Annotated in this window: 19 protein-coding genes; 10 read left to right on the top strand and 9 right to left on the bottom strand. The window is 41.8% G+C overall.

All coding sequences use genetic code 11. The annotated features are described in order from the left end of the window. The first annotated feature begins 56 nt into the window (after positions 1 to 56). The 5 genes from hprK to MHB64_RS29990 all read left to right on the top strand — a co-directional run bounded on the left by hprK (position 57) and on the right by MHB64_RS29990 (position 4,903). The gene (hprK, locus tag MHB64_RS30010; RefSeq protein ID WP_280788086.1) at positions 57 to 974 is read left to right on the top strand and encodes an HPr(Ser) kinase/phosphatase; all 918 of its coding nucleotides are present in this window, start codon (positions 57 to 59) and stop codon (positions 972 to 974) included. A gap of 154 nt (positions 975 to 1,128) precedes the next feature. Beyond that, positions 1,129 to 1,695, top strand: coding sequence for a TetR/AcrR family transcriptional regulator (locus MHB64_RS30005; RefSeq protein WP_094868463.1), 567 nt, complete (start codon positions 1,129 to 1,131; stop codon positions 1,693 to 1,695). Positions 1,696 to 1,818: 123 nt separating this feature from the next. Next, on the top strand, positions 1,819 to 2,940 hold the full coding sequence (locus MHB64_RS30000; RefSeq protein ID WP_094868462.1) for an ABC transporter permease: 1,122 nt from the start codon (positions 1,819 to 1,821) through the stop codon (positions 2,938 to 2,940). After that, the gene (locus MHB64_RS29995; RefSeq protein WP_094875312.1) at positions 2,940 to 3,638 is read left to right on the top strand and encodes an ABC transporter ATP-binding protein; all 699 of its coding nucleotides are present in this window, start codon (positions 2,940 to 2,942) and stop codon (positions 3,636 to 3,638) included. The genes MHB64_RS30000 and MHB64_RS29995 overlap by 1 nt, the downstream gene beginning before the upstream one ends. A 383-nt stretch (positions 3,639 to 4,021) precedes the next feature. Beyond that, positions 4,022 to 4,903, top strand: a complete 882-nt coding sequence (locus MHB64_RS29990; protein ID WP_341135997.1) for an SMI1/KNR4 family protein — start codon at positions 4,022 to 4,024, stop codon at positions 4,901 to 4,903. A gap of 157 nt (positions 4,904 to 5,060) precedes the next feature. On the opposite strand, the gene MHB64_RS29985 is transcribed toward MHB64_RS29990, so the two are convergent. After that, positions 5,061 to 5,498 carry a MarR family winged helix-turn-helix transcriptional regulator gene (locus MHB64_RS29985; RefSeq protein ID WP_094868459.1) on the bottom strand — a complete coding sequence of 146 codons (438 nt, stop codon included), beginning with the start codon at positions 5,496 to 5,498 and terminating at the stop codon, positions 5,061 to 5,063. Between the two features lie 121 nt (positions 5,499 to 5,619). Between MHB64_RS29985 and MHB64_RS29980 the strand changes: the two genes are divergently transcribed. Further along, the gene (locus tag MHB64_RS29980; RefSeq protein ID WP_094868458.1) at positions 5,620 to 6,207 is read left to right on the top strand and encodes an NAD(P)H-dependent oxidoreductase; all 588 of its coding nucleotides are present in this window, start codon (positions 5,620 to 5,622) and stop codon (positions 6,205 to 6,207) included. Positions 6,208 to 6,232: 25 nt separating this feature from the next. Here MHB64_RS29980 and MHB64_RS29975 read toward each other — a convergent pair whose 3' ends face one another. From MHB64_RS29975 to MHB64_RS29960, 4 genes are all read right to left on the bottom strand, one after another. Then, positions 6,233 to 6,745: a DinB family protein gene (locus tag MHB64_RS29975; RefSeq protein WP_256990333.1), complete on the bottom strand. Its 513-nt coding sequence runs from the start codon at positions 6,743 to 6,745 to the stop codon at positions 6,233 to 6,235. Positions 6,746 to 6,909: 164 nt separating this feature from the next. Then, positions 6,910 to 8,016, bottom strand: coding sequence for an undecaprenyldiphospho-muramoylpentapeptide beta-N-acetylglucosaminyltransferase (locus MHB64_RS29970; protein WP_341135996.1), 1,107 nt, complete (start codon positions 8,014 to 8,016; stop codon positions 6,910 to 6,912). After that, entirely contained in the window at positions 8,013 to 8,999 is a 987-nt protein-coding gene (locus MHB64_RS29965) for an SDR family NAD(P)-dependent oxidoreductase (RefSeq protein WP_341135995.1), read from the bottom strand. Before MHB64_RS29965 ends, MHB64_RS29970 begins: the two co-directional genes overlap by 4 nt. Positions 9,000 to 9,139: 140 nt before the next feature. Then, a complete protein-coding gene (locus tag MHB64_RS29960) occupies positions 9,140 to 10,705 on the bottom strand; it encodes a catalase (protein WP_094868455.1) in 1,566 nt (521 codons plus the stop codon). Between the two features lie 199 nt (positions 10,706 to 10,904). Here MHB64_RS29960 and MHB64_RS29955 point away from each other — a divergent pair, with 199 nt between their 5' ends. Continuing rightward, positions 10,905 to 12,317 (top strand): alanine/glycine:cation symporter family protein, encoded by a 1,413-nt coding sequence (locus tag MHB64_RS29955; protein WP_341135994.1) that lies wholly within the window; start codon positions 10,905 to 10,907, stop codon positions 12,315 to 12,317. A gap of 129 nt (positions 12,318 to 12,446) precedes the next feature. Here the strand turns inward: MHB64_RS29955 and MHB64_RS29950 are convergent, their stop codons facing one another. After that, positions 12,447 to 12,848: a RidA family protein gene (locus MHB64_RS29950; protein WP_341135993.1), complete on the bottom strand. Its 402-nt coding sequence runs from the start codon at positions 12,846 to 12,848 to the stop codon at positions 12,447 to 12,449. 347 nt (positions 12,849 to 13,195) lie between these two features. Here MHB64_RS29950 and MHB64_RS29945 point away from each other — a divergent pair, with 347 nt between their 5' ends. The 3 genes from MHB64_RS29945 to MHB64_RS29935 all read left to right on the top strand — a co-directional run bounded on the left by MHB64_RS29945 (position 13,196) and on the right by MHB64_RS29935 (position 15,711). Beyond that, positions 13,196 to 13,762 carry a TetR/AcrR family transcriptional regulator gene (locus MHB64_RS29945; RefSeq protein WP_341135992.1) on the top strand — a complete coding sequence of 189 codons (567 nt, stop codon included), beginning with the start codon at positions 13,196 to 13,198 and terminating at the stop codon, positions 13,760 to 13,762. Then, complete coding sequence (locus tag MHB64_RS29940) at positions 13,759 to 14,271, top strand: DUF2798 domain-containing protein (protein WP_341135991.1); 513 nt, start codon at positions 13,759 to 13,761, stop codon at positions 14,269 to 14,271. The genes MHB64_RS29945 and MHB64_RS29940 overlap by 4 nt, the downstream gene beginning before the upstream one ends. Positions 14,272 to 14,529: 258 nt before the next feature. Beyond that, positions 14,530 to 15,711 carry a multidrug effflux MFS transporter gene (locus tag MHB64_RS29935; RefSeq protein ID WP_341135990.1) on the top strand — a complete coding sequence of 394 codons (1,182 nt, stop codon included), beginning with the start codon at positions 14,530 to 14,532 and terminating at the stop codon, positions 15,709 to 15,711. 99 nt (positions 15,712 to 15,810) lie between these two features. On the opposite strand, the gene MHB64_RS29930 is transcribed toward MHB64_RS29935, so the two are convergent. The 3 genes from MHB64_RS29930 to MHB64_RS29920 form a co-directional block, all read right to left on the bottom strand. Then, positions 15,811 to 16,701: a diacylglycerol/lipid kinase family protein gene (locus MHB64_RS29930; protein WP_094868450.1), complete on the bottom strand. Its 891-nt coding sequence runs from the start codon at positions 16,699 to 16,701 to the stop codon at positions 15,811 to 15,813. Between the two features lie 157 nt (positions 16,702 to 16,858). Further along, the gene (gene guaC / locus MHB64_RS29925; RefSeq protein ID WP_094868449.1) at positions 16,859 to 17,842 is read right to left on the bottom strand and encodes a GMP reductase; all 984 of its coding nucleotides are present in this window, start codon (positions 17,840 to 17,842) and stop codon (positions 16,859 to 16,861) included. Between the two features lie 349 nt (positions 17,843 to 18,191). Beyond that, complete coding sequence (locus MHB64_RS29920) at positions 18,192 to 18,791, bottom strand: DUF4179 domain-containing protein (protein WP_341135989.1); 600 nt, start codon at positions 18,789 to 18,791, stop codon at positions 18,192 to 18,194. Positions 18,792 to 18,867 lie beyond the last annotated feature (76 nt).

Here is an 18,867-nt window from a genome sequence, read left to right as displayed (position 1 = left end):
ATATCCCGTTAACCGTATTGCGTATTCAAGATACGCAGCCACAGGAGGGAACAACTTTGAAATCGACTACCGTTCAAAGCCTTACAGAGACGTTTAAGCTGGAAGTACTTGCAGGTGCTAGCTGCATGGAACGTGAAATCACTCGTTCAAAGGCGCATAGACCTGGTCTGGAGTTCGTGGGTTACTTTGATTTTTTCCCAACGAAGCGGGTACAAGTATTGGGCTGCAAGGAAATCAATTATCTGTTAACCCTAAGCGTTGAAGAGCGCAAGTTACATATTGGTAATATCGTCAAGTATCATCCACCATGCTTTATTGTGACGACAGGTCAGCAGGAGATTCCTTATTTAACTCTATTCTGCGAAGAAGAGGGCATCCCGTTGCTTCGGACGCAGGAGACGACGACAGAGATCATCGCAAAGATTGACACCTATCTGGTGAAGGCGCTGGCGCCAGAGCTTTCCATTCATGGGGTATGTGTAAATGTGTCTGGTATAGGTGTCCTACTCCGGGGCAAGTCTGGGATTGGAAAAAGCGAAACCGCGCATACGCTTATTAGAAGAGGCCACCGGTTTGTGGCGGATGATATCGTGGTGCTGAAGAAGCTGGGACCGGCAACGCTTCTCGGCACACATAATGAGACGACCCGCGAATTCCTAGCGCTGCGCAGTATTGGTCTGATCAATGTTGTACGCCAGTACGGGCGTAGAGCTTTTCAGGATGAGACGCGAATTGTACTCGACATTGAGTTGTCTCCTTGGCGAGAGAATTCCTTGAATAATGAGCTCGAGCTGGAGCCGAAGTTCACAGACTATCTTGGTGTCCAAATTCCACATATTGAAATCCAGCTTCAGCCCGGCCGTGACGTAGCCGGCCTAATCGAAGCTGCCGCCAACAACTGGTATCTGAAACAGCTTGGCTATAGCGCCGTTGAAGAGTTTATGCAGAGGATTGAAAACGGGATGCAGTCGTGAAGGTAAAACATATGGATAAATAGAATATCCAAGTACTTTTGAAAGGACTGTCCGCAGGTGAGAGTGCTGCTTATGGACGGTCTGTCTTTTTATTATGACCTACGCATTACTTTTTGCGTATGCTAAACTGTAATAATGAAAAGGGGGATGGACCATGGGTAGAAAACAAACTTTTACTGAAACCGAGCTGCTTGATATGACAAAAAAATTAGTATTGGATCATGGCTACGATGGCTTTCATCTCAAACTGCTCTCGCAGCATCTGTCCGGTGCCCGAAGTACCATTTATCAATATTATGCTAATAAAGAAGAAATCGTTGCCGCTTGTATGAAGCGCGTAATTGCAGCGGTATTAGATAAGGCATTAACAATTAACGAGGCAAATCCCATGGACGCTCTCGAGCAGTTACTTCTCATTTACGTAGAAGAATCTTCGCTCCATCAGCTCCTGGGAGATGCCAGTAAAATAAACACAGCGAATTCTGCTGCAGCGGCGAGGGATCTTGAATTTATTGAAGAAGCACATAAGACTCTTAAAATTCAGTTATCTGGTTTGTTCGCACGCGCACAGCAGGAAAAAAGCCTACGGCAGGATATCCCACTTCCTGTACTTATTGGTGTTTTTTTTAACCTAATTAATACACCAAATATGCTGAATATCCCAACACCTGATTGGGGTAAGGTGTTATTTCAAATGTGGATTGGGGGTGCAAAGAGCTGATCTAATTTTGAAGAGAATTTGACACATGTGTCATTTATATTGTTTAATAAATGAGACAGATGTGGTGGTGCCATCTAATTTGACACATGTGTCAATTAATATAAAGGGAGCTGAAAAAAGATAATGTTCTTAGCTATGAAGGAAATAATGCATAGTAAAATGAAGTTTTCAATGATTGCTATTATTTTTGTATTAATTGCTTGGTTGGTATTCATTTTATCAGGTTTAGGAACTGGATTATCTACACTAGCTGCATCCACACTCAAGACTATGAAGGCTGATTATGTAGTTTTTGAAGAAGGGTCGCAGTCTTCGATGAGCAAGTCTCTTCTGTCTGAGCAGTTATTGACCGAAGTGGAGTTATTGCCAAATGTTAGTGCTGCAGCACCGATGGGAAGTACAATGGCAACAGCGCTGAAAGAGCAAGGTGCTAAGAATGAGGATAAGGTAGACATCGCGATTATTGGAATTAATCCAGGAAGTTTCTTGGAGCCGACTATCGTGGAAGGGGAGAGTTTAACTTCTGAGAATTCTACTGGTGTACTAGTGAACTTGACCATGAAGGATGAGGGTTATAGCCTAGGTGATACTTTTCAGTTAGACGGTACAACGGAATCATTAACGATTATCGGGTTTGTGAAGGATCAGACCTATAACCACGTTGCTTCCGTATTTACTCCGATGGAGGAGTGGCGGAAGATTAGTTTTGCTGCTCCGGGTTCAGATAAAGGAATTCCAGGTCCGGTTAATGCAATTATGCTGCAAGGCAAGGATATCGATCCAGAAGTAATGAATAGCAAATTATCAGGTACGGATACGGTTACCCGGGCAGAAGCTGTTCAAGGGATGCCAGGTTACAAGGAAGAGAATGGTACTATTTTAATGATGCTAGCATTTTTGCTGGCGATCTCTGCATTCGTGCTTGGAGTGTTCTTCTATGTAATTACGATGCAGAAGAGCAACCAGTTTGGCATTATGAAAGCTATAGGTGCCAGTAACAAATTCCTTGGAAAAGCCATTATATCGCAAGTATTTATAATTTCTTTGACTAGTATTGTAATTGGAATCTTACTGACTTATGGGACAGCCGCCATTATGCCGAAGGGTATGCCTTTCAAGCTGGAAACGAATCTTGTCGTAATTTATTCTTTAATCTTACTAATCATCGCTGTGTTAAGTTCGATGGTATCCGTTCGAAAGATTACAAAGATTGATCCGCTACAGGCATTGGGGAGGGTTGAATAATGACTAAGGGATTACAAATGAATGATGTCACAAAATACTATGCTGAAGGAAGTAATCGTATCGCCGCACTTGATCATGTAACCCTATCGGTCGAGCCGGGTGAGTTCGTGGCTGTAGTTGGACCGTCGGGTTCAGGTAAAAGTACGTTCTTGTCTATCGCTGGAGCCATGCTTGAAGCTTCAGAAGGGGAAGTTAAGCTGAACGGGCATACTATTTCTACGCTTACTGCCAAAGAACTGTCGAATATAAGACTACAAGAAATCGGATTTATTATGCAATCTTCAAATTTGGTTCCATATTTAAATGTTTTGGATCAATTGCTAATAGTAAAAAGGATGTCGAGCACAGTAACTAGAGAGGATAAGCAATTGGCCACTAAGCTGCTCGAAGAGCTGGGTCTTGGCGCGAAGCTAACAAGTCTTCCAGAAGAGTTATCAGGTGGGGAGAAGCAACGGACAGCCATCGCTCGCGCTTTAATAAATAACCCTAATGTCATCTTGGCGGACGAGCCTACAGCTAGTTTGGATACTAAACGGGCCCATGAAGTAGTTAGTCTAATCGCGCAAGAGGTGAAGTCACGCCAGAAAGCAGCGATTATGGTTACTCACGATGAACGTATGCTTAAATATTGTGATAAAGTATACCGGATGGAGGATGGTAAGTTATCTTTGTTCCCTCTAAAAGATGTTTATAAATAAATTTTTCTCTGTCTACACAAATAGACCGCAGATCAATTCTGCGGCCTATTTTTTTAATAGTAAATTATGCTTTCAGAAATTAGAGGATCATTTAAGATTAGAGGTGTTGTATTCAACCAGCTCGAGTCAGTTGCTAAGTTTGAAACTTTTGTTAAAGACTGAGTAGCTAATGATGAAAAGAATCGTAATCAAAGAGCGACTGTGGCTGACACGGCGCTTTTTTTGTGATGATTGTAATCTTCTTGCGACATACTATTCCTATGTAATAACCCCCTCAAGGGTATGAATACGCAGGAGGACTTGCGTTATTGGCTGGGCATAGGCTATAAATGGTATAATTTCTAATAGGTATTTTGAGTGATCGTTACTAGGAGGTATTAATGATGAGTGATGAGCTATTGGAAAAATTGGACACTTGGCATGAAGAGGATGAATTTCAAGAAATCGTGGATGCAATAACGGAAATTCCTGAAGAGGAAAGAGATTATGTTCTAACTAGTCATTTGGGCAGAGCACTTAATAATCTCGGGCAATATGAAGAGGCCTTAGAGCAGTATTTGAGCATTGAAGAAGAGGGCGAAGGTGATCCGCTCTGGCATTACCGTATCGGAGTTTCCTACTATTATCTGAAGCGCTATGACGAAGCTTTAAAAGCATTTACAATTGCAGACGAGCTAGAGCCTGATGATGAGGACACCTTGGAGTTTTTGGGTTGGATCAAACGCAAATTGGCTAAGAAAGCTACCAAAAAGCCTGTGAGTAAACCCGCAAATAAGCCTGTAGTAGCAATCGACTCCACCAATTTTTGGGATGACAGCGAGTATGCGTTCGAAGAATATATCTCTGAACCGCCTACAGATGCATTGATTGCTTCAGTGGAAGAAGAGCTGGTATTTAAGTTGCCAAAATACTACGTTGAAATGATGAAGTTACATAATGGGGGAATTCCTCATAACAATCGGTACCCAATTCCGGGAACAGGAGAATTTATTACGATTTCAGGTATCCTTGGCATTGGACGAGATAAAAATAAGTCGCTCTGTGGAGCTTCTGGCAGCCGGAATGTGATTGAAAATGGACGTTATCCTGAGGTTGGTGTGGTGATTTGTGATTGTCCTTCGGAGAATGAAGTAATCATGCTGGATTACCGCGAGTTTGGAAATGATGGCGAACCTGAGGTTATCCATGTAGATCGTGATAACAAATACAAGATTACTCGCTTGGCTGACAATTTCGAGTCCTTTATCGGTGGACTGGTGAAATAGTGGATTCGGCGATTTAGCTGAAGGCGAGACGGGTTCCGAGTCGTTAGACTTTGGTGAACCTATAATTAGTCATGAATCAGCCCATTCATGAACCAGGAAACAGAGCAGCGGTTATCCAATCATGGAGATACGCTGCTCTGTTTTCTTTTTTATCCACTCATTGACCGTTAATGAACACCCTGGACTGAAGTACATCGAGCGCTTGGTTGATTTCCTCCAATTCTTCAGTAGAAGAATCTTTAATTCGATCCAGAAAACGTTCGCCGATTTGCTCAAAAGCTTTATTCATCATCGCTTGTCCCTCTTCAGACAGTCGGATAAATTGCTTACGCCGATCTTCTGCGACATCAAACTTCTCACAAAGGTTCTTTTCCGTTAATTTCTTAAGTTCACGGCTTGTGTTTGGCATAGAGATATTCTTACAATCGCTGATTTGGCTGAGGGTAACAGGCTGGCTAACGGCAATATACTCCAGAATACTATATTGAACAGGCGTAATACCTTCCGGTCTAACATCTTTGGTTAGGTCGAATGTTACTTCATGGACTGCCGTCGTAAAGGTCACTAATTTATGGAAAAACGCTTCTTTGTCCATTACGATCACCTCTTAGTGTAAACTTTAACAAAATAATTATCATAATACAATTATCATTTGACAACTAAATATAGGTTGTGATACGATTTTGTTATCAAATGATAATTAAAGAGGTGGAGCAATGAACGTCTTAGTCATCTATACACATCCGAATCATAAAAGTTTAAGTTATTCTTTTTTCAATAAAGTCATCCAAGGAAGTAATGAGAATCAACAGATCTCGAAGATAGAGGTACTTGATCTATATGAAGAGCAATTTGATCCGGTGCTGGTTTTTAATGAACATAAACGGAGAAGAGACATGCACACCGATCCCCAGCTAGAGAAATATCGTGAGCAGATTCGTCAGGCCGACAAAATTGTATTCGTGTATCCCATCTGGTGGGGGCGGCCTCCGGCCATGCTGCTAGGTTATATTGATCAAATGTTTGCTTCTAATTTCGCTTACAGAGAAAAGGGCGGGCTTATACCTGAAGGGCTGCTGAAAGGGAAGTCGGTAGTTTGTATTTCCAGCATGAAGGGTCCAACCCTGTATCCTTTATATTGGTTAAATAATTCCCATAAAGTGCTGATGAGAAAAGCATTGTTTCAATATTGTGGGATCAAGAAAGTGAAGTTTTTTGAGTTTGGCAACATGGAGAGCCCGAAAGGTAAACATGAAAAGAAGCTAAATCAGGTGTATCAATATTTCAAATCTGTAGCTAATTAATACGATAGATGAAGCAGCGTTATGATTATTTCGGCTCGTTGTATAGATAGGCAACATAATCCTGTAGCACTGAGGTATGATCCATTTGTCGCAGCATTATCCCGATATTACCGCGGTGATAGCTGCCATGATTCGCGATGTGAAAGATAGCTCCGGAAATAGATGTCTCAAGCGATCCCATAGTTGGATGATCTAACACAACGGTGGGGTCCTTATCTATGTGACTATTCAGAACCATTTTATTTTTACTGGATAGCTCACGATAGAGGACATCCATTTCTTCAATATCTTTTATTGCTAACAAGGGCTCTAGTTGTGCTGCTGATGCTATAGCTTCATTCCTAGTTCGCCCTGAAATCAAGTCAAACCAAATATTCTCCACGACATAAATATGCGTCACAACCTTTGCTACCGAAGAAAAACCACTCTGGATATCCTTATGATAAATGTCTTTAGGCAACTCCTTTAAGCGATGGATGATCGTTTGATTAGCCCATACATTGTAGTCATACATTTCTAACGTAGGATGTTTCTCCATGAGTTACTCCCCCTAAGATTATTGATGCTTTAATTATACCCATTCCAAAATTGTTCGGTACAATTTAGAGATGTTTATTATAGGATCCTTTGTCCAAAATAAACCAAGATACAGACGACAGCGATAAAGCAGAGGAGTAACCAATTCGCTAGCTTCATTCCCATCTACACCGTACCTGCCTTGAACATTGTTAAGTCCTCGCCGCTTACTTGTTTGATTAAATTCATTACCTTATAGGCTCCTCTGCCGTTCTCATAAGGCTTCATCTTATCTTTGTAAGTAGAGCGGTTCTCGTATAGCATCATAATCGAATGAACAAAGGTTTGATTAGTCATCTCTTCTTCAAGTAACATTTCAGCGAGTCCAGTTTGTTGAAAATACTGCGCTTGGGCAAGTTGACCAGAGCGGCTGCCACCATTCGTGTGAGGAATTAATAACATTGGCTTTTGCATAAAAAGAAGCTCCATCATAGAATTTGAGCCTGCACGCGATACGACAACATCCGCCATAGCTAATAAATGCGGCAGCTCACAGCTTGTAATGAATTCATACGATTTGTAGCCTGACATAGAGAGGTGATAATCAACCTTTCCCTCCCCGCAAATATGAACCACTTGAAATTTATCTATCAACTCAGCGAGTACATTGTTCACCATTTGGTTAATGCTGTGTGCCCCTTGGCTTCCTCCCATAATAAGAAGAACAGGCTTAACAGAGGTGAATCCGCAAAAGGCTAAACCACGTTGTTTATCCGCTAATTTGAATTGCTCCTTCAAGAGCGGTCCCACATGAACGGCCTTGAGTGAAGCAGATTTGGTTACAGTATCCAGAAAATTTGTACACAGATGAGTGGCAAACGGAAGTGATATTTTATTAGCTAGTCCAAGATTTAAGTCTGGTTCATAAATAATGATGGGCACTTTGTTAAGTTTGGCTCCAATCACGACCGGTACAGAAACAAATCCACCTTTAGAAAAAATTACACTTGGTTTGATGGCTCGTAGGAGCCGGTAGGATTGAAAGATGCCCTTCATGACTTTGAATACATCAGTTACATTCTTCCAGTCGAAGTAGCGTCTCAATTTTCCTGTGGAAATGGGGTGGTAGGTCACATCCTCCTTGTATTCAGACAAAAGCTTGCGCTCAATCCCTTGTTCAGAACCTATATAATGGACGTCCCAATCCTCTGCAAGACATTTAGGGATCAACACTAGATTACCAGATACATGTCCTGCGGAGCCTCCGCCTGTAAATACGATCGAGGGCCTCATGATAGGAACCCACCTTGTTGTAGCATTTCTTTTATTGCGGGTTGGCTCATCAACACATGATTGGAATCATAGCTTTGGAAGTCCACAGGCGGGCAAGAGGCATAAGCTTCTTGTAACCCTTCTATAGGAAAAGGAGGGAGAATCACATAATAGTGATCATCCAGATGAATGGAAGAAGCACTCTCGAATTCCGAAATTAGGGCCTCGCTTAAGCTTTCTCCTAGGCGAATCCCCGTTTCATTGATTTGGATCGTGCTAGTTGATAAGTTATCAATTAAGACTTGGGCAAGATCCTTAATATTGCAAGCAGGCATCTTGGTCACAAAGACTTCTCCGCCCCTGCTTTCTTCTGTCGCTTTAAGGAGTAAGGTAATTGCATCATCTATGGTTAAGAAAAAGCGAGTCATTCTAGCATCTGTAAGGGAAATGTCTACCTCATCCGCAATACTTTGTTTGAAAATGGGAACCACACTGCCGGTTGAGCCGAGGACGTTGCCACTTCTCACACATACAAACTGTGTTTTGGTTTGTCTGAGATTGGCATGAACCATTAACTTTTCGCCGAGTGATTTTGTCATTCCATAGGTGCTCGATGGATGAGCTGCTTTATCAGTGGAGACGTAGATCACTTTTTTAACGCCATGTTTAATAGCGGCTTGAATCACATGCTGAGTTCCGAGTACGTTAGTCTTCATCGCACTGTCCGGTTGTTGTTCGCAGATCGGGACATGCTTCAAGGCCGCTAAATGATAGATATAATCTACCTGATGGCAAGCCTGCATCAGTTCTTGCTTATCACGTATATCACCGATGATGAACGTTAGTTTGGGATTATGATGATATTCCTGTTGTAGTTCTACTTGAAGTGACTCATTGCGGGAAAATATTCTGATTTCTTTAGGGTCACTTTCCAATAACCGTTTCACGAGTTGTCTTCCCCATGATCCGGTTCCCCCAGTAATTAATATGGTTGTATTTTGCACGGTTTGTTCCTCCTATGATCTTAGCTACACAACAATCATAGTGTTCATATGTTACGTGAATATGGCAAAGCGAAAGCTCCCAAAATCAAAAAAAGGTTAAAGAACCCGTATAACAGGTCCCTTAACCCTTCTTTTAACATCTAATAGCCATCGGTTTGTTTACCGGATTGCTCCGCAATTTCCGCGCCGGCTCGATTATCCGAGGTACCTATATGCTTGTGGTCGGCTTGGGCTTGAGCAAGACCTTCAGCCACTCGACGGCCATAGTCTGGATCGGCCTTTGTGAAATGCTCGATCATATTATTCTGAATGACAGGCGCACATATTTTCAGTGCATCGACCAGGTTATGAATCAATTCATCCTGTTCCCAATCCTCGAACTTGCGATAGGTATCTCCAGCTTGCCCGAAGTCATTTGCCCGACTAATTTTGTCGCGAACTAGTCGATCATTATACATCGGTTGATGTTCTTTGCCAGAAGGGGTTGCCTCCTTTAACCCGCCAAGCGAGGATGGTTCGTAATTCACGTGTGGGTTTTGCTCAGGTGCCTTATCCACATGATAAGTCATTTGCCCATCCCGCTGATTCGTTGCTACCCTTGTCTTTGGAGCATTAATCGGCAACTGAATGTAGTTCGCGCCCACCCGGTGCCGCTGAGTATCCGAATAGGAGAACGTCCGGCCTTGCAGCAGCTTGTCATCCGAGAAATCCAGACCGTCTACTAGAACTCCAGTCCCGAAAGCGACCTGTTCGACCTCGGCAAAATAATTATCTGGATTTCGATCCAGAATCATCTTCCCTACAGGTAAAAATGGAAAACGTTCATGATCCCAAAGCTTAGTAGGATCGAGTGGATCAAAGTCGAGCTCTGGATGCTCATCGTCACTCAGGATTTGTACACAAAGCTCCCATTCAGGATAATCCTTGCGCGCAATAGCCTCATATAAATCCTGCGTAGCATGGCTGACGTTTTTGGCTTGGATATCCTCAGCGGCTTGCTGAGTGAGATTCTTAATGCCATGTTTCAGCGGCTCCCAATGGTATTTGATTAAGACGGCTTCGCCTTTTTCATTCACCCATTTATAGGTGTTGACCCCAGACCCCTGCATCTGCCGATAGTTGGCTGGAATCCCCCAAGGAGAGAACAAAAACGTAATCATGTGAGTAGCTTCAGGAGAGTTCGATACGAAATCAAACATCCGTTCCGGGTTTTGCAGATTGGTCACGGGATCTGGCTTGAAAGCATGAACCATGTCAGGGAATTTCAGCGGATCACGGATAAAGAAAATCTTCAGATTGTTGCCGACCAAGTCCCAGTTGCCATCCTCTGTATAGAATTTTGTGGCGAAGCCACGGGGGTCCCGAAAGGTCTCCGGAGAGTAAACACCATGAACTACCGTAGAAAACCGTACGAATACAGGTGTTTTTTTGCCTGCTTCTTGAAAAAGCTTAGCACGCGTATACTTCGAGACGGGTTCATCGCCTACTTTTCCGTAAGCTTCAAAATACCCGTGGGCTCCTGCACCCCTAGCATGTACAACACGTTCCGGAATACGCTCTCGATCAAAATGAGATATTTTCTCGATAAAGTGGTAGTTTTCGAGCGTCGACGGTCCGCGATTGCCTACCGTCCGTATATTTTGATTATCTGTAATTGGATGACCCTGTCGATCCGTTAAAGTCATATCTTCTTTTTCCTTGTCCATAGGGCAGAGCTCCACCTTTCTTCAGATATGTATAGTATTTTCTACCATAATTCTGAAAAGTATGCGAAACCCACTGACAAGAGATGTTATGAAAGTTACAATTTTTATTGGCATTTGAAATAATGACTGTTATATTTGAAAATACTATGTGTTATAAGCTTAGCAACTTGGTATCGACAGAATGGAGAGGCGGAATTACATGCAACAATTTTTAGATAGTATGATTAGCGTAACAAATGATTTTTTATGGTCGAAAATATTGGTGATCCTTCTTATTGCTTGTGGACTTTATTTCACCGTAAGATCGAAATTTGTACAGTTTGGTATGTTCAAAGAAATGTTTCGGGTTCTTAAAGGATCTAATGAAAGGTCAAAAGATAGTATTTCATCCTTCCAGGCCTTCTGCATCAGTATGGCGGCGAGGGTAGGGACAGGTAATATAACGGGAATCGCAATTGCTATTGCGATAGGTGGTCCGGGGGCTATCTTCTGGATGTGGGTGATTGCCATTATTGGATCAGCGTCTGGTTTTATAGAAAGCACTTTGGCACAGGTATATAAAGTGAAGGATAAGACCGGATTTCGCGGTGGGCCTGCCTATTATATGGAGAAAGGCCTGAACAAGCGCTGGATGGGAGCGATATTCGCGGTTCTGATTACATTATCCTTCGGGCTTGTATTTAACGCGGTCCAATCGAATACGGTCACAGTGGCCTTTGAGAATTCATTTGGCACCAATCGGGCCATTCTTGGCCTTATAATGGCTGCTGCCTTTGCGCTGGTTATCTTCGGCGGTGTTAAGCGTATCGCAAGAATGTCCGAATATATTGTGGTGGTAATGGCAGGAATCTACATTGGGGCTGCTCTTATTATTATGCTGATTAATATTACAGAGCTCCCGGGAGTTCTCGCACTCATTGTGAAAAGTGCCTTCGGATTTGAACAAGTCGCTGGTGGCTCTCTTGGTGCAGTAATTCTACAGGGCGTGAAGCGTGGTTTGTTCTCTAACGAAGCGGGCATGGGGAGTGCGCCAAATGCTGCAGCAACGGCAACCACAAGTCATCCGGTGAAACAGGGGCTAATGCAAGCCCTGGGCGTACTCACGGATACGTTACTTATTTGTTCGAGTACGGCATTTATTATTTTACTGTCTGATGCCTACAAGCAGCCTGGGCTAGATGGGATCAAGCTGACACAAGCCGCATTAAGCGAGCATATTGGTTCGTGGGCATCTGGATCACTAGCGATCATGATTTTATTGTTTGCCTTCAGTACATTAATTGGAAATTATTATTACGGTGAGACTAATATAGAATTCTTGAACTCCAACAAAAAAGTATTATTATTCTATAGATACAGTGTCTTGGCGATGATTATTTTTGGTTCCGTAGCAAAGGTTCAATTGGTATGGGATTTGGCTGACTTATTTATGGGTTTCATGGTTATCGTGAATTTGATTGCCATCCTGCTATTATCCAAAGTGGCCTTTGCCGCCTTGAAGGATTATAAGCAGCAGAAACGTGAAGGGAAGGATCCTGTTTTCTATAAAGACAGCATTCCGGGGCTCGAGAACATTGAAGGTTGGGACAATTCTTCAGATATAAAAAGATAGAAATGTATTTGAAGAGCTCAGGAGACTGAGCTCTTTTTGCTGTCAGATTAGAAAAACGAGCCTTTAGAATTGCTTCTATAGGCTCGTTTTGCATAGAGAATATTTAAACAGTCTTTTTTAATCTAGTATTTAACCTGCCGCCCACACATCTAACTCAATTTTTAATTCTGGTAAACCTAATCCTTTAACATAAGCAATGGTCATTGAAGGAGGCGTCATCCCGAATACTTTATTCCAAATTTCATAGAAATGATCCCAATCGATTTCTTCAGTGGCCCAAATGTTGATTTTGATTACGTTATCGGGAGTCAGCTTTTGAGAAGAGAGGACTTCCACAATATTACTCATTGTATTTGTTACTTGTTGATTAAAATCTGTAGGAATATTACTGTTTTGATCAATTCCAATTTGACCAGAAAATACATACATTTCAGCGTTCCTGCTTATTTTTGTTACATGACTATAGTTACCAACGGGTTTCGCAATATTTTCTGGATTATATCTTGTAATCACATGATTATTTAAGTTCATTTTTATGAAGTCTCCTTTAAATAGAAGATACATAACGATAGCTAGGTTATATATCTCCACTGTTTTTTAGTTTTAATTTTTGACAGACCTATCCTATCCATCATTAATTCTAGAAAAAAACAGCAGTAGAATACCCAATACCAAAAGATAAATATTTTAGGGATCTCTTTTTCATCAGGTATTCCTCCTTCATATTTAAAGTAAGATAACGCCATCAGAATGATAACATTAATCCATGCGTGACGGCAACTTTGCCTCCCTCGGCACAAAAAACACTTACATTAGCGGATATTATGTTGTTATAATTACAAACAGACCGGTTGGTATGTTAGGGGGAATACGTAATTATGGATACAAAATCACTAATGATTGAGAAGGCGACACTCCTTTTTCAACTAAAAGGTTATAAGAGTGTAGGCGTTAGTGAAATTTTAAAGGCTTGTGATGTTACCAAAGGAGCGCTCTATCATCATTTTCCAAATGGAAAAGAAGAGCTATTAATTGCTTGTCTAAAGAGCCTAAAGGAAGCCATAACAATAGATATGGAGGATATTTTTAAAAGGCATTCTTCTACGCAAGAGGCCACGCAATTTATGCTTAATAAGTTAATTCACAACTTGGAAACCGAGGGCAAGCTTACAGGCTATACATTTAGCAGTATTGTCAGTGAAATGGCTACAGTCAGTGAGCCTGTCCGCCAAGCATGTAACTCACTTTATGAGAACATTCAGACTATTTATTACACGAAGCTTACAACTGAAGGCTTCTCGAATGAACTAGCTTCTGATATTGCTTTATGGATGACAACCTCGATTGAGGGTGCGATCATGCTGTGTCAAACGCAGCGATCTACTGCACCTTTAAAGACTATTGCGAAACTATTACCGACAATTTTGAAAGGAAGAACATCATGAATTTAGAAACAAGATTACCGAGAAACGGCAAAGAGGGTGCATTATACGGTGCAATTATTTGTACACTAACCGTTCTGTTTATGTCTTCACTAAATGTCATTTTAGCGGTTGGAGAATTTAATGGGGAAGTTGCCTTATCGATCCTTAAGGTGTTTCCGATCATTTGGGTCATTGTTATGATTATAGAGCCTGTTGTTATTGGGCGTATCGCAGAAAAGCTGACAGCTAAATTCACACAACCTAGTGATAGCTTCAATGCCAAAATTCTATTTCGTATTCTTTTCACCGTACTAGGAATGTCTTTTGTGATGACCTTTATTGGAGACATTATCGGGAATGGATTGAGTTCTGATACGTTCCATCACTTCTTAGCGAATTGGCCAAGAAATTTCCTGATTGCACTGATCGCTGAAAGTATAGTGATCCAGCCTTTTGCACGATTTGTGATGGTAAAGCTACATGCTTCTCAGGATAAAAAGAAGTCCAGCACCGCTGGTATAACTGCATAAGGATTTTCGGAAAAAAACTCGTAACATAAATAAGCTCTCAGGCGAAGCGTTTCGTTTGAGAGCTTTTCTATTACCGTATATAATGATATTTTAGTCGAATAATTGAAACCCTCCTATAACAAAGAAAGCTTAACAATGAAAGGTAATATCGAACATGATGATCTATAGTCGTCTTGCCATAATGATGCCCCCATTTCCCTAGCTAGGCTCATATTCTTGTTGTTCTAGGATATAAGCTTGTAGGAGGGCGAATTTAATATGAAAAAATATGCAGTACCATCTTTACTGCTAATGATTGTTCTTGTGGCTTTTCCGCAAATCAGTGAGACGATCTACACTCCATCGTTGCCGGATATTGCGGTAGCACTTGGGGTCTCTAATAGTTCTGTACAATTAACATTAAGTATCTATTTTATCGGATTTGCTTTAGGTGTTTTGTGTTGGGGTTGGCTCTCTGATTTCATCGGACGGAGACCTGCCATGCTGGGTGGCCTCATTGTATATGGTATTGGATGCTTGATGTGTTTTAACTCGGAATCCATTACTCTACTTCTGGTCAGCCGTTTCATTCAAGCGTTTGGGGCAGCGACAGGCTCAATCATTACACAAACGATTCTTCGTGAGAGTGTATCCGGAAATAAGCGGCATGCCATGTTTGCCCAAATCTCGGCGGTGATTGCGTTTACTCCAGCCGTAGGGCCTCTTATTGGCGGATTCGTGGATCAAGCTTTTGGCTTTCGGGCGGTTTTCTTTACACTAGTAACGATGAGTGTGTTGTTATTTGTATATGCTTTTTGGAAGCTGCCAGAAACGACTGATGTTTCCGCGAGAAAAAAGGTGGCTATTCTACCTATCGTTAAAAGAATGCTCTCATTGCCACGTGTACTGGTGTTTGGGTTACTGATCGGGGGCATCAATGGAGTTTTATTTAGCTATTATGCAGAAGCACCCTTTATATTTATTGAACACTTTAACATTTCACCGGGAGTATATGGTTTTCTAGGTATTGTTGTGGCTTTGGCATCGATAGTGGGAGCAATGATGTCCAAGAGATTATTGAGTCTCTATGCCGCAGAAAAAATAATTCACATCGGCTGTCTAGTCATGGCTACCGGTTCCTTACTATTAACATTAGTATGTAGTCTCGGAACGTTGCCGGATATGATACTGATCGTATGTATCTTGGTAACCCTTTTTGTCATGTTAATGGGGGCCGGTATCGCCTTACCTAATTGTCTAAGTCTTGCGCTTGTCAATTTTCAGGATGTTGTGGGAACAGCAGGTGCGATCTTCAGCTTGGGATATTACTTATTAGTTAGTTTGGCGACATGGGGAATGAGCGCCCTGCATAATGGTTCATTACTGACGATGCCCATCTATTTCTTAGGGATTAGCGGCGGAATGTGGTTATTAAGTAGAAAGTTTATTGTAGCGGAATAGAATTTTTATAAGTGATTTGCAAAGAGAAGGTATGGAATGGGGCATCCATATAATAATGGCAGTCTGGAACCTTTTGAGTTCCGGACTGCTTTTTATTTGTTAGTCCACTTCCGGCACAATGACTTGGATATGACGAGGGAGAACACTTAGCGAAATTGGTAAAATCGGACCTTCTTCACCATCCACATTGGTTCTTACAGCTTCTGGAGAGCTTACAGTTACATTTTGGGCCGTGAAATAGACAACGTCTTTATGATCCTTAAGACTGCCAAGTAATAAAGAAATACTGGCTGTAATGGTATTGAGTATACTGAGGTCTTGAATAATAAAACAGTGAAGCAGACCATCGTCAACCGCAGCATCAGGGATCAGATTCTCGAATCCGCCAACGGAGTTGGTTAACACGGCGAGAAAAAGCGGGGAATCGCCTTGCCATGTTTTCTCGTCATAATGAATAACAAGAGGGTGCGGGGAAGTGCTTGTAAGTTGTTTTAGGCCTTCTTTCAAATATGCCAATGAGCCGAGCTTGGTTTTCTCTTCGATTGTTACGGAGGATAAGGATCCGGCGATTGAACCTACAGCAACAACATTTCCGAATAAGCGGTCATTTAAGCAACCAATATCTACTGTCTTTACGTTAGAGGAAGCAAGGGTTTGAATGGCTATTTCGGGATTCAGTGGAATCTGTAACGCGCGGGCAAAATCATTAACTGTTCCTAAAGGGACTACACCTAACTTTGGATGTTGTTTCTGATTCATAAGACCATTAATGGTCTCGTGAAGTGTGCCATCCCCGCCAATGGAGACGACTAGATCGTAACACTCCTCACAGGCAGTGATACAATAACGAGTTGCATCTAGTTCTTTTGCTGTCTCCTTGATCGTAACCAAGTAACCTTGATCAGCTAGAACTCTTTCTGCATATCTGACATATTCGCCAGCTTCTTCTTTACCAGATGAGGGGTTAATAATAATCATAGCTTGCGGCATAGGGATTATCCTCTCTTATTCAATCTAATACCTATTAGATGATTACCCCAAAGTGGTATAGCAGAAATCATAACAACCTAAAAAAAGGTGAGCAAGAACGACCTAAGTCGCCTTACTCACCTATTTATATATACATAATTCTTATATTTCTTCTGGATTAATAGACCTTGTCACCATTAAAAATGGAATTCTTAACGATAACATAATCGACTTTACGAATGGCTTCTAATTTATTGCCTCCAGCATAAGAAATCGAGGACTGAAGATCTTGCTCCATCTCTCTTAAGGTTTCTGCTAAAGCACCTTTGTGTTCGACAACAATTTTTTTGCCCTCAACATTCTTCTTTTCACCTTTTTGGTATTCAGAAGCGGAGCCAAAGTACTCTTTATACAGCTTTCCATCGATCTCGATGGTATCACCAGGAGATTCTTCATGCCCGGCAAATAGGGAACCGATCATGACCATGGAAGCACCAAATCTAATGGATTTGGCGATATCCCCGTGTGTCCGAATGCCTCCGTCAGCGATAATAGGCTTACTTGCAGCCTTGGCACACAAGCGTAGTGCGGCTAATTGCCAGCCACCTGTTCCGAATCCTGTCTTAATCTTCGTGATACATACTTTCCCTGGTCCAATTCCCACTTTAGTAGCGTCAGCCCCAGCGTTCTCTAATTCTCTAACGCCTTCAGGAGTTCCCACGTTTCCAGCAATAACGAAACTAGCAGGCAAATACTGTTTAATATGTTTAATCATTCGAATGACAGCTTCGGAATGACCATGTGCAATATCGATCGTAATGAATTCCGGAATTAACTGTTCGTTAGCTAATTGTTCAACAAAATCGTATTCTTCTTCTTTGACTCCGACACTAATGGATGCGATTAATCCGCGGGCGTGCATTTCTTTGATGAACGACGTACGCTTCTCCGGCTCAAAACGATGCATAATGTAGAAGTAGCCATTTTCTGCTAAGAAGCTGGCGATCTTCTCATCTATGATGGTTTGCATATTTGCGGGTACCACAGGTAATTTAAAAGTATGACCACCTAAGGTGACTGTTGTATCACACTCAGAACGGCTATTTACGATACATTTTGCAGGAATTAACTGAATATCTTCATAATCGAATACTTTTTTCATTATATACACCTCTAAATGCGAACATTATAGTATTTGTTTTGATTATTGTTCGTCCACTTTGTAATGTACAGCATTCCGAACAAGAAGTCAAAATTCTAGTACATTATGGTGTAAATTGGACTTAATTATACGACGATTTGGTGTACGGCTTATGATTCATATAAAAAAGCAGATTATTCATAACGAACCAAAGAAATGAGTATTGCGTTAATATGTACTATCATACAATGCCGGCCATCATATAAAAAAATAGTTGTTTAGAGGTCATCGAGCGATTCAAGCGATATAGACAAAGAAAAACCCCTTCTGCGGTTTGTTCAGCGGAAAGGGCTACATTTTTCTTTGAAATTTATTGTGCTTCTGCCTTGCTTACAGGCACCTGGATTTCATAAGTATCATCAATCCCTGCTAGTTTGACCTGAAGGGTTAATTCGAACTCATCCGGCAGCTGCTCACCTTCCTCGGGAATTATATCCACCAGAGCAGCATTCTTTTGTACAGTATGATCAGAATTGATGATTGGCATCACGCTCATTAAATTTCGCTCACCGTTCACCAGAACGATAAATTCTTCTGTCACCAGAAGACCTCTTTCCCGATTTTCCCAGTGTCCAATTAACTGATCGTCCGTCGTGGTTACTCCCTCGCGTTCAAGGGCAATCGACAGGCGGCTTCCATCGTGGTAAGCCTCAGAGACTTTCAGTGTTACACCTTCATGGGTATCGCTGATGCCGAGCTTGGTAATAAGGCCATTCTCTGCAGCCAACTTCAGCCCATTATCCACGTTATTATTGAACAGACTGCCTATGACAGGAATTTGTCCCAGTGTATCTGCCATAGCGGGTGAGATAAAGCCAGTGCTGATAATCCCTAGACCAAGTGCAGCTGCTGTAGTGGCGGCGATTAATGTTTTCTTAAACATACGTCCTCGTTTAGTGGTTTTATTCATGGGATTCTCTCCTATCCGGTTCATGATTTGTGTACTAAGGCTATACTGTGGCGTCCCGGTTTCCCGGATCATGCTT

Origin of the sequence: Paenibacillus sp. FSL K6-2859 (assembly GCF_038008265.1) — a bacterium.
Lineage (GTDB): Bacteria > Bacillota > Bacilli > Paenibacillales > Paenibacillaceae > Paenibacillus_AQ > Paenibacillus_AQ nitricinens.
Note: the sequence above shows the minus strand (reverse complement) of the source record. Positions and strands in the feature narration are given on the sequence as shown.

What these genes read in the sequence shown, in the direction of transcription:
- MHB64_RS30005 (WP_094868463.1), top strand. Translation starts at nt 1,129, where the DNA reads ATGGGTAGAAAACAAACTTTTACTGAAACCGAGCTGCTTGATATGACA.
- MHB64_RS30000 (WP_094868462.1), top strand. Translation starts at nt 1,819, where the DNA reads ATGTTCTTAGCTATGAAGGAAATAATGCATAGTAAAATGAAGTTTTCA.
- MHB64_RS29995 (WP_094875312.1), top strand. Translation starts at nt 2,940, where the DNA reads ATGACTAAGGGATTACAAATGAATGATGTCACAAAATACTATGCTGAA.
- MHB64_RS29990 (WP_341135997.1), top strand. Translation starts at nt 4,022, where the DNA reads ATGAGTGATGAGCTATTGGAAAAATTGGACACTTGGCATGAAGAGGAT.
- MHB64_RS29985 (WP_094868459.1), bottom strand. Translation starts at nt 5,498, where the DNA reads ATGGACAAAGAAGCGTTTTTCCATAAATTAGTGACCTTTACGACGGCA.
- MHB64_RS29980 (WP_094868458.1), top strand. Translation starts at nt 5,620, where the DNA reads ATGAACGTCTTAGTCATCTATACACATCCGAATCATAAAAGTTTAAGT.
- MHB64_RS29975 (WP_256990333.1), bottom strand. Translation starts at nt 6,745, where the DNA reads ATGGAGAAACATCCTACGTTAGAAATGTATGACTACAATGTATGGGCT.
- MHB64_RS29970 (WP_341135996.1), bottom strand. Translation starts at nt 8,016, where the DNA reads ATGAGGCCCTCGATCGTATTTACAGGCGGAGGCTCCGCAGGACATGTA.
- MHB64_RS29960 (WP_094868455.1), bottom strand. Translation starts at nt 10,705, where the DNA reads ATGGACAAGGAAAAAGAAGATATGACTTTAACGGATCGACAGGGTCAT.
- MHB64_RS29955 (WP_341135994.1), top strand. Translation starts at nt 10,905, where the DNA reads ATGCAACAATTTTTAGATAGTATGATTAGCGTAACAAATGATTTTTTA.
- MHB64_RS29950 (WP_341135993.1), bottom strand. Translation starts at nt 12,848, where the DNA reads ATGAACTTAAATAATCATGTGATTACAAGATATAATCCAGAAAATATT.
- MHB64_RS29945 (WP_341135992.1), top strand. Translation starts at nt 13,196, where the DNA reads ATGGATACAAAATCACTAATGATTGAGAAGGCGACACTCCTTTTTCAA.
- MHB64_RS29940 (WP_341135991.1), top strand. Translation starts at nt 13,759, where the DNA reads ATGAATTTAGAAACAAGATTACCGAGAAACGGCAAAGAGGGTGCATTA.
- MHB64_RS29935 (WP_341135990.1), top strand. Translation starts at nt 14,530, where the DNA reads ATGAAAAAATATGCAGTACCATCTTTACTGCTAATGATTGTTCTTGTG.
- MHB64_RS29930 (WP_094868450.1), bottom strand. Translation starts at nt 16,701, where the DNA reads ATGCCGCAAGCTATGATTATTATTAACCCCTCATCTGGTAAAGAAGAA.
- guaC (WP_094868449.1), bottom strand. Translation starts at nt 17,842, where the DNA reads ATGAAAAAAGTATTCGATTATGAAGATATTCAGTTAATTCCTGCAAAA.
- MHB64_RS29920 (WP_341135989.1), bottom strand. Translation starts at nt 18,791, where the DNA reads ATGAATAAAACCACTAAACGAGGACGTATGTTTAAGAAAACATTAATC.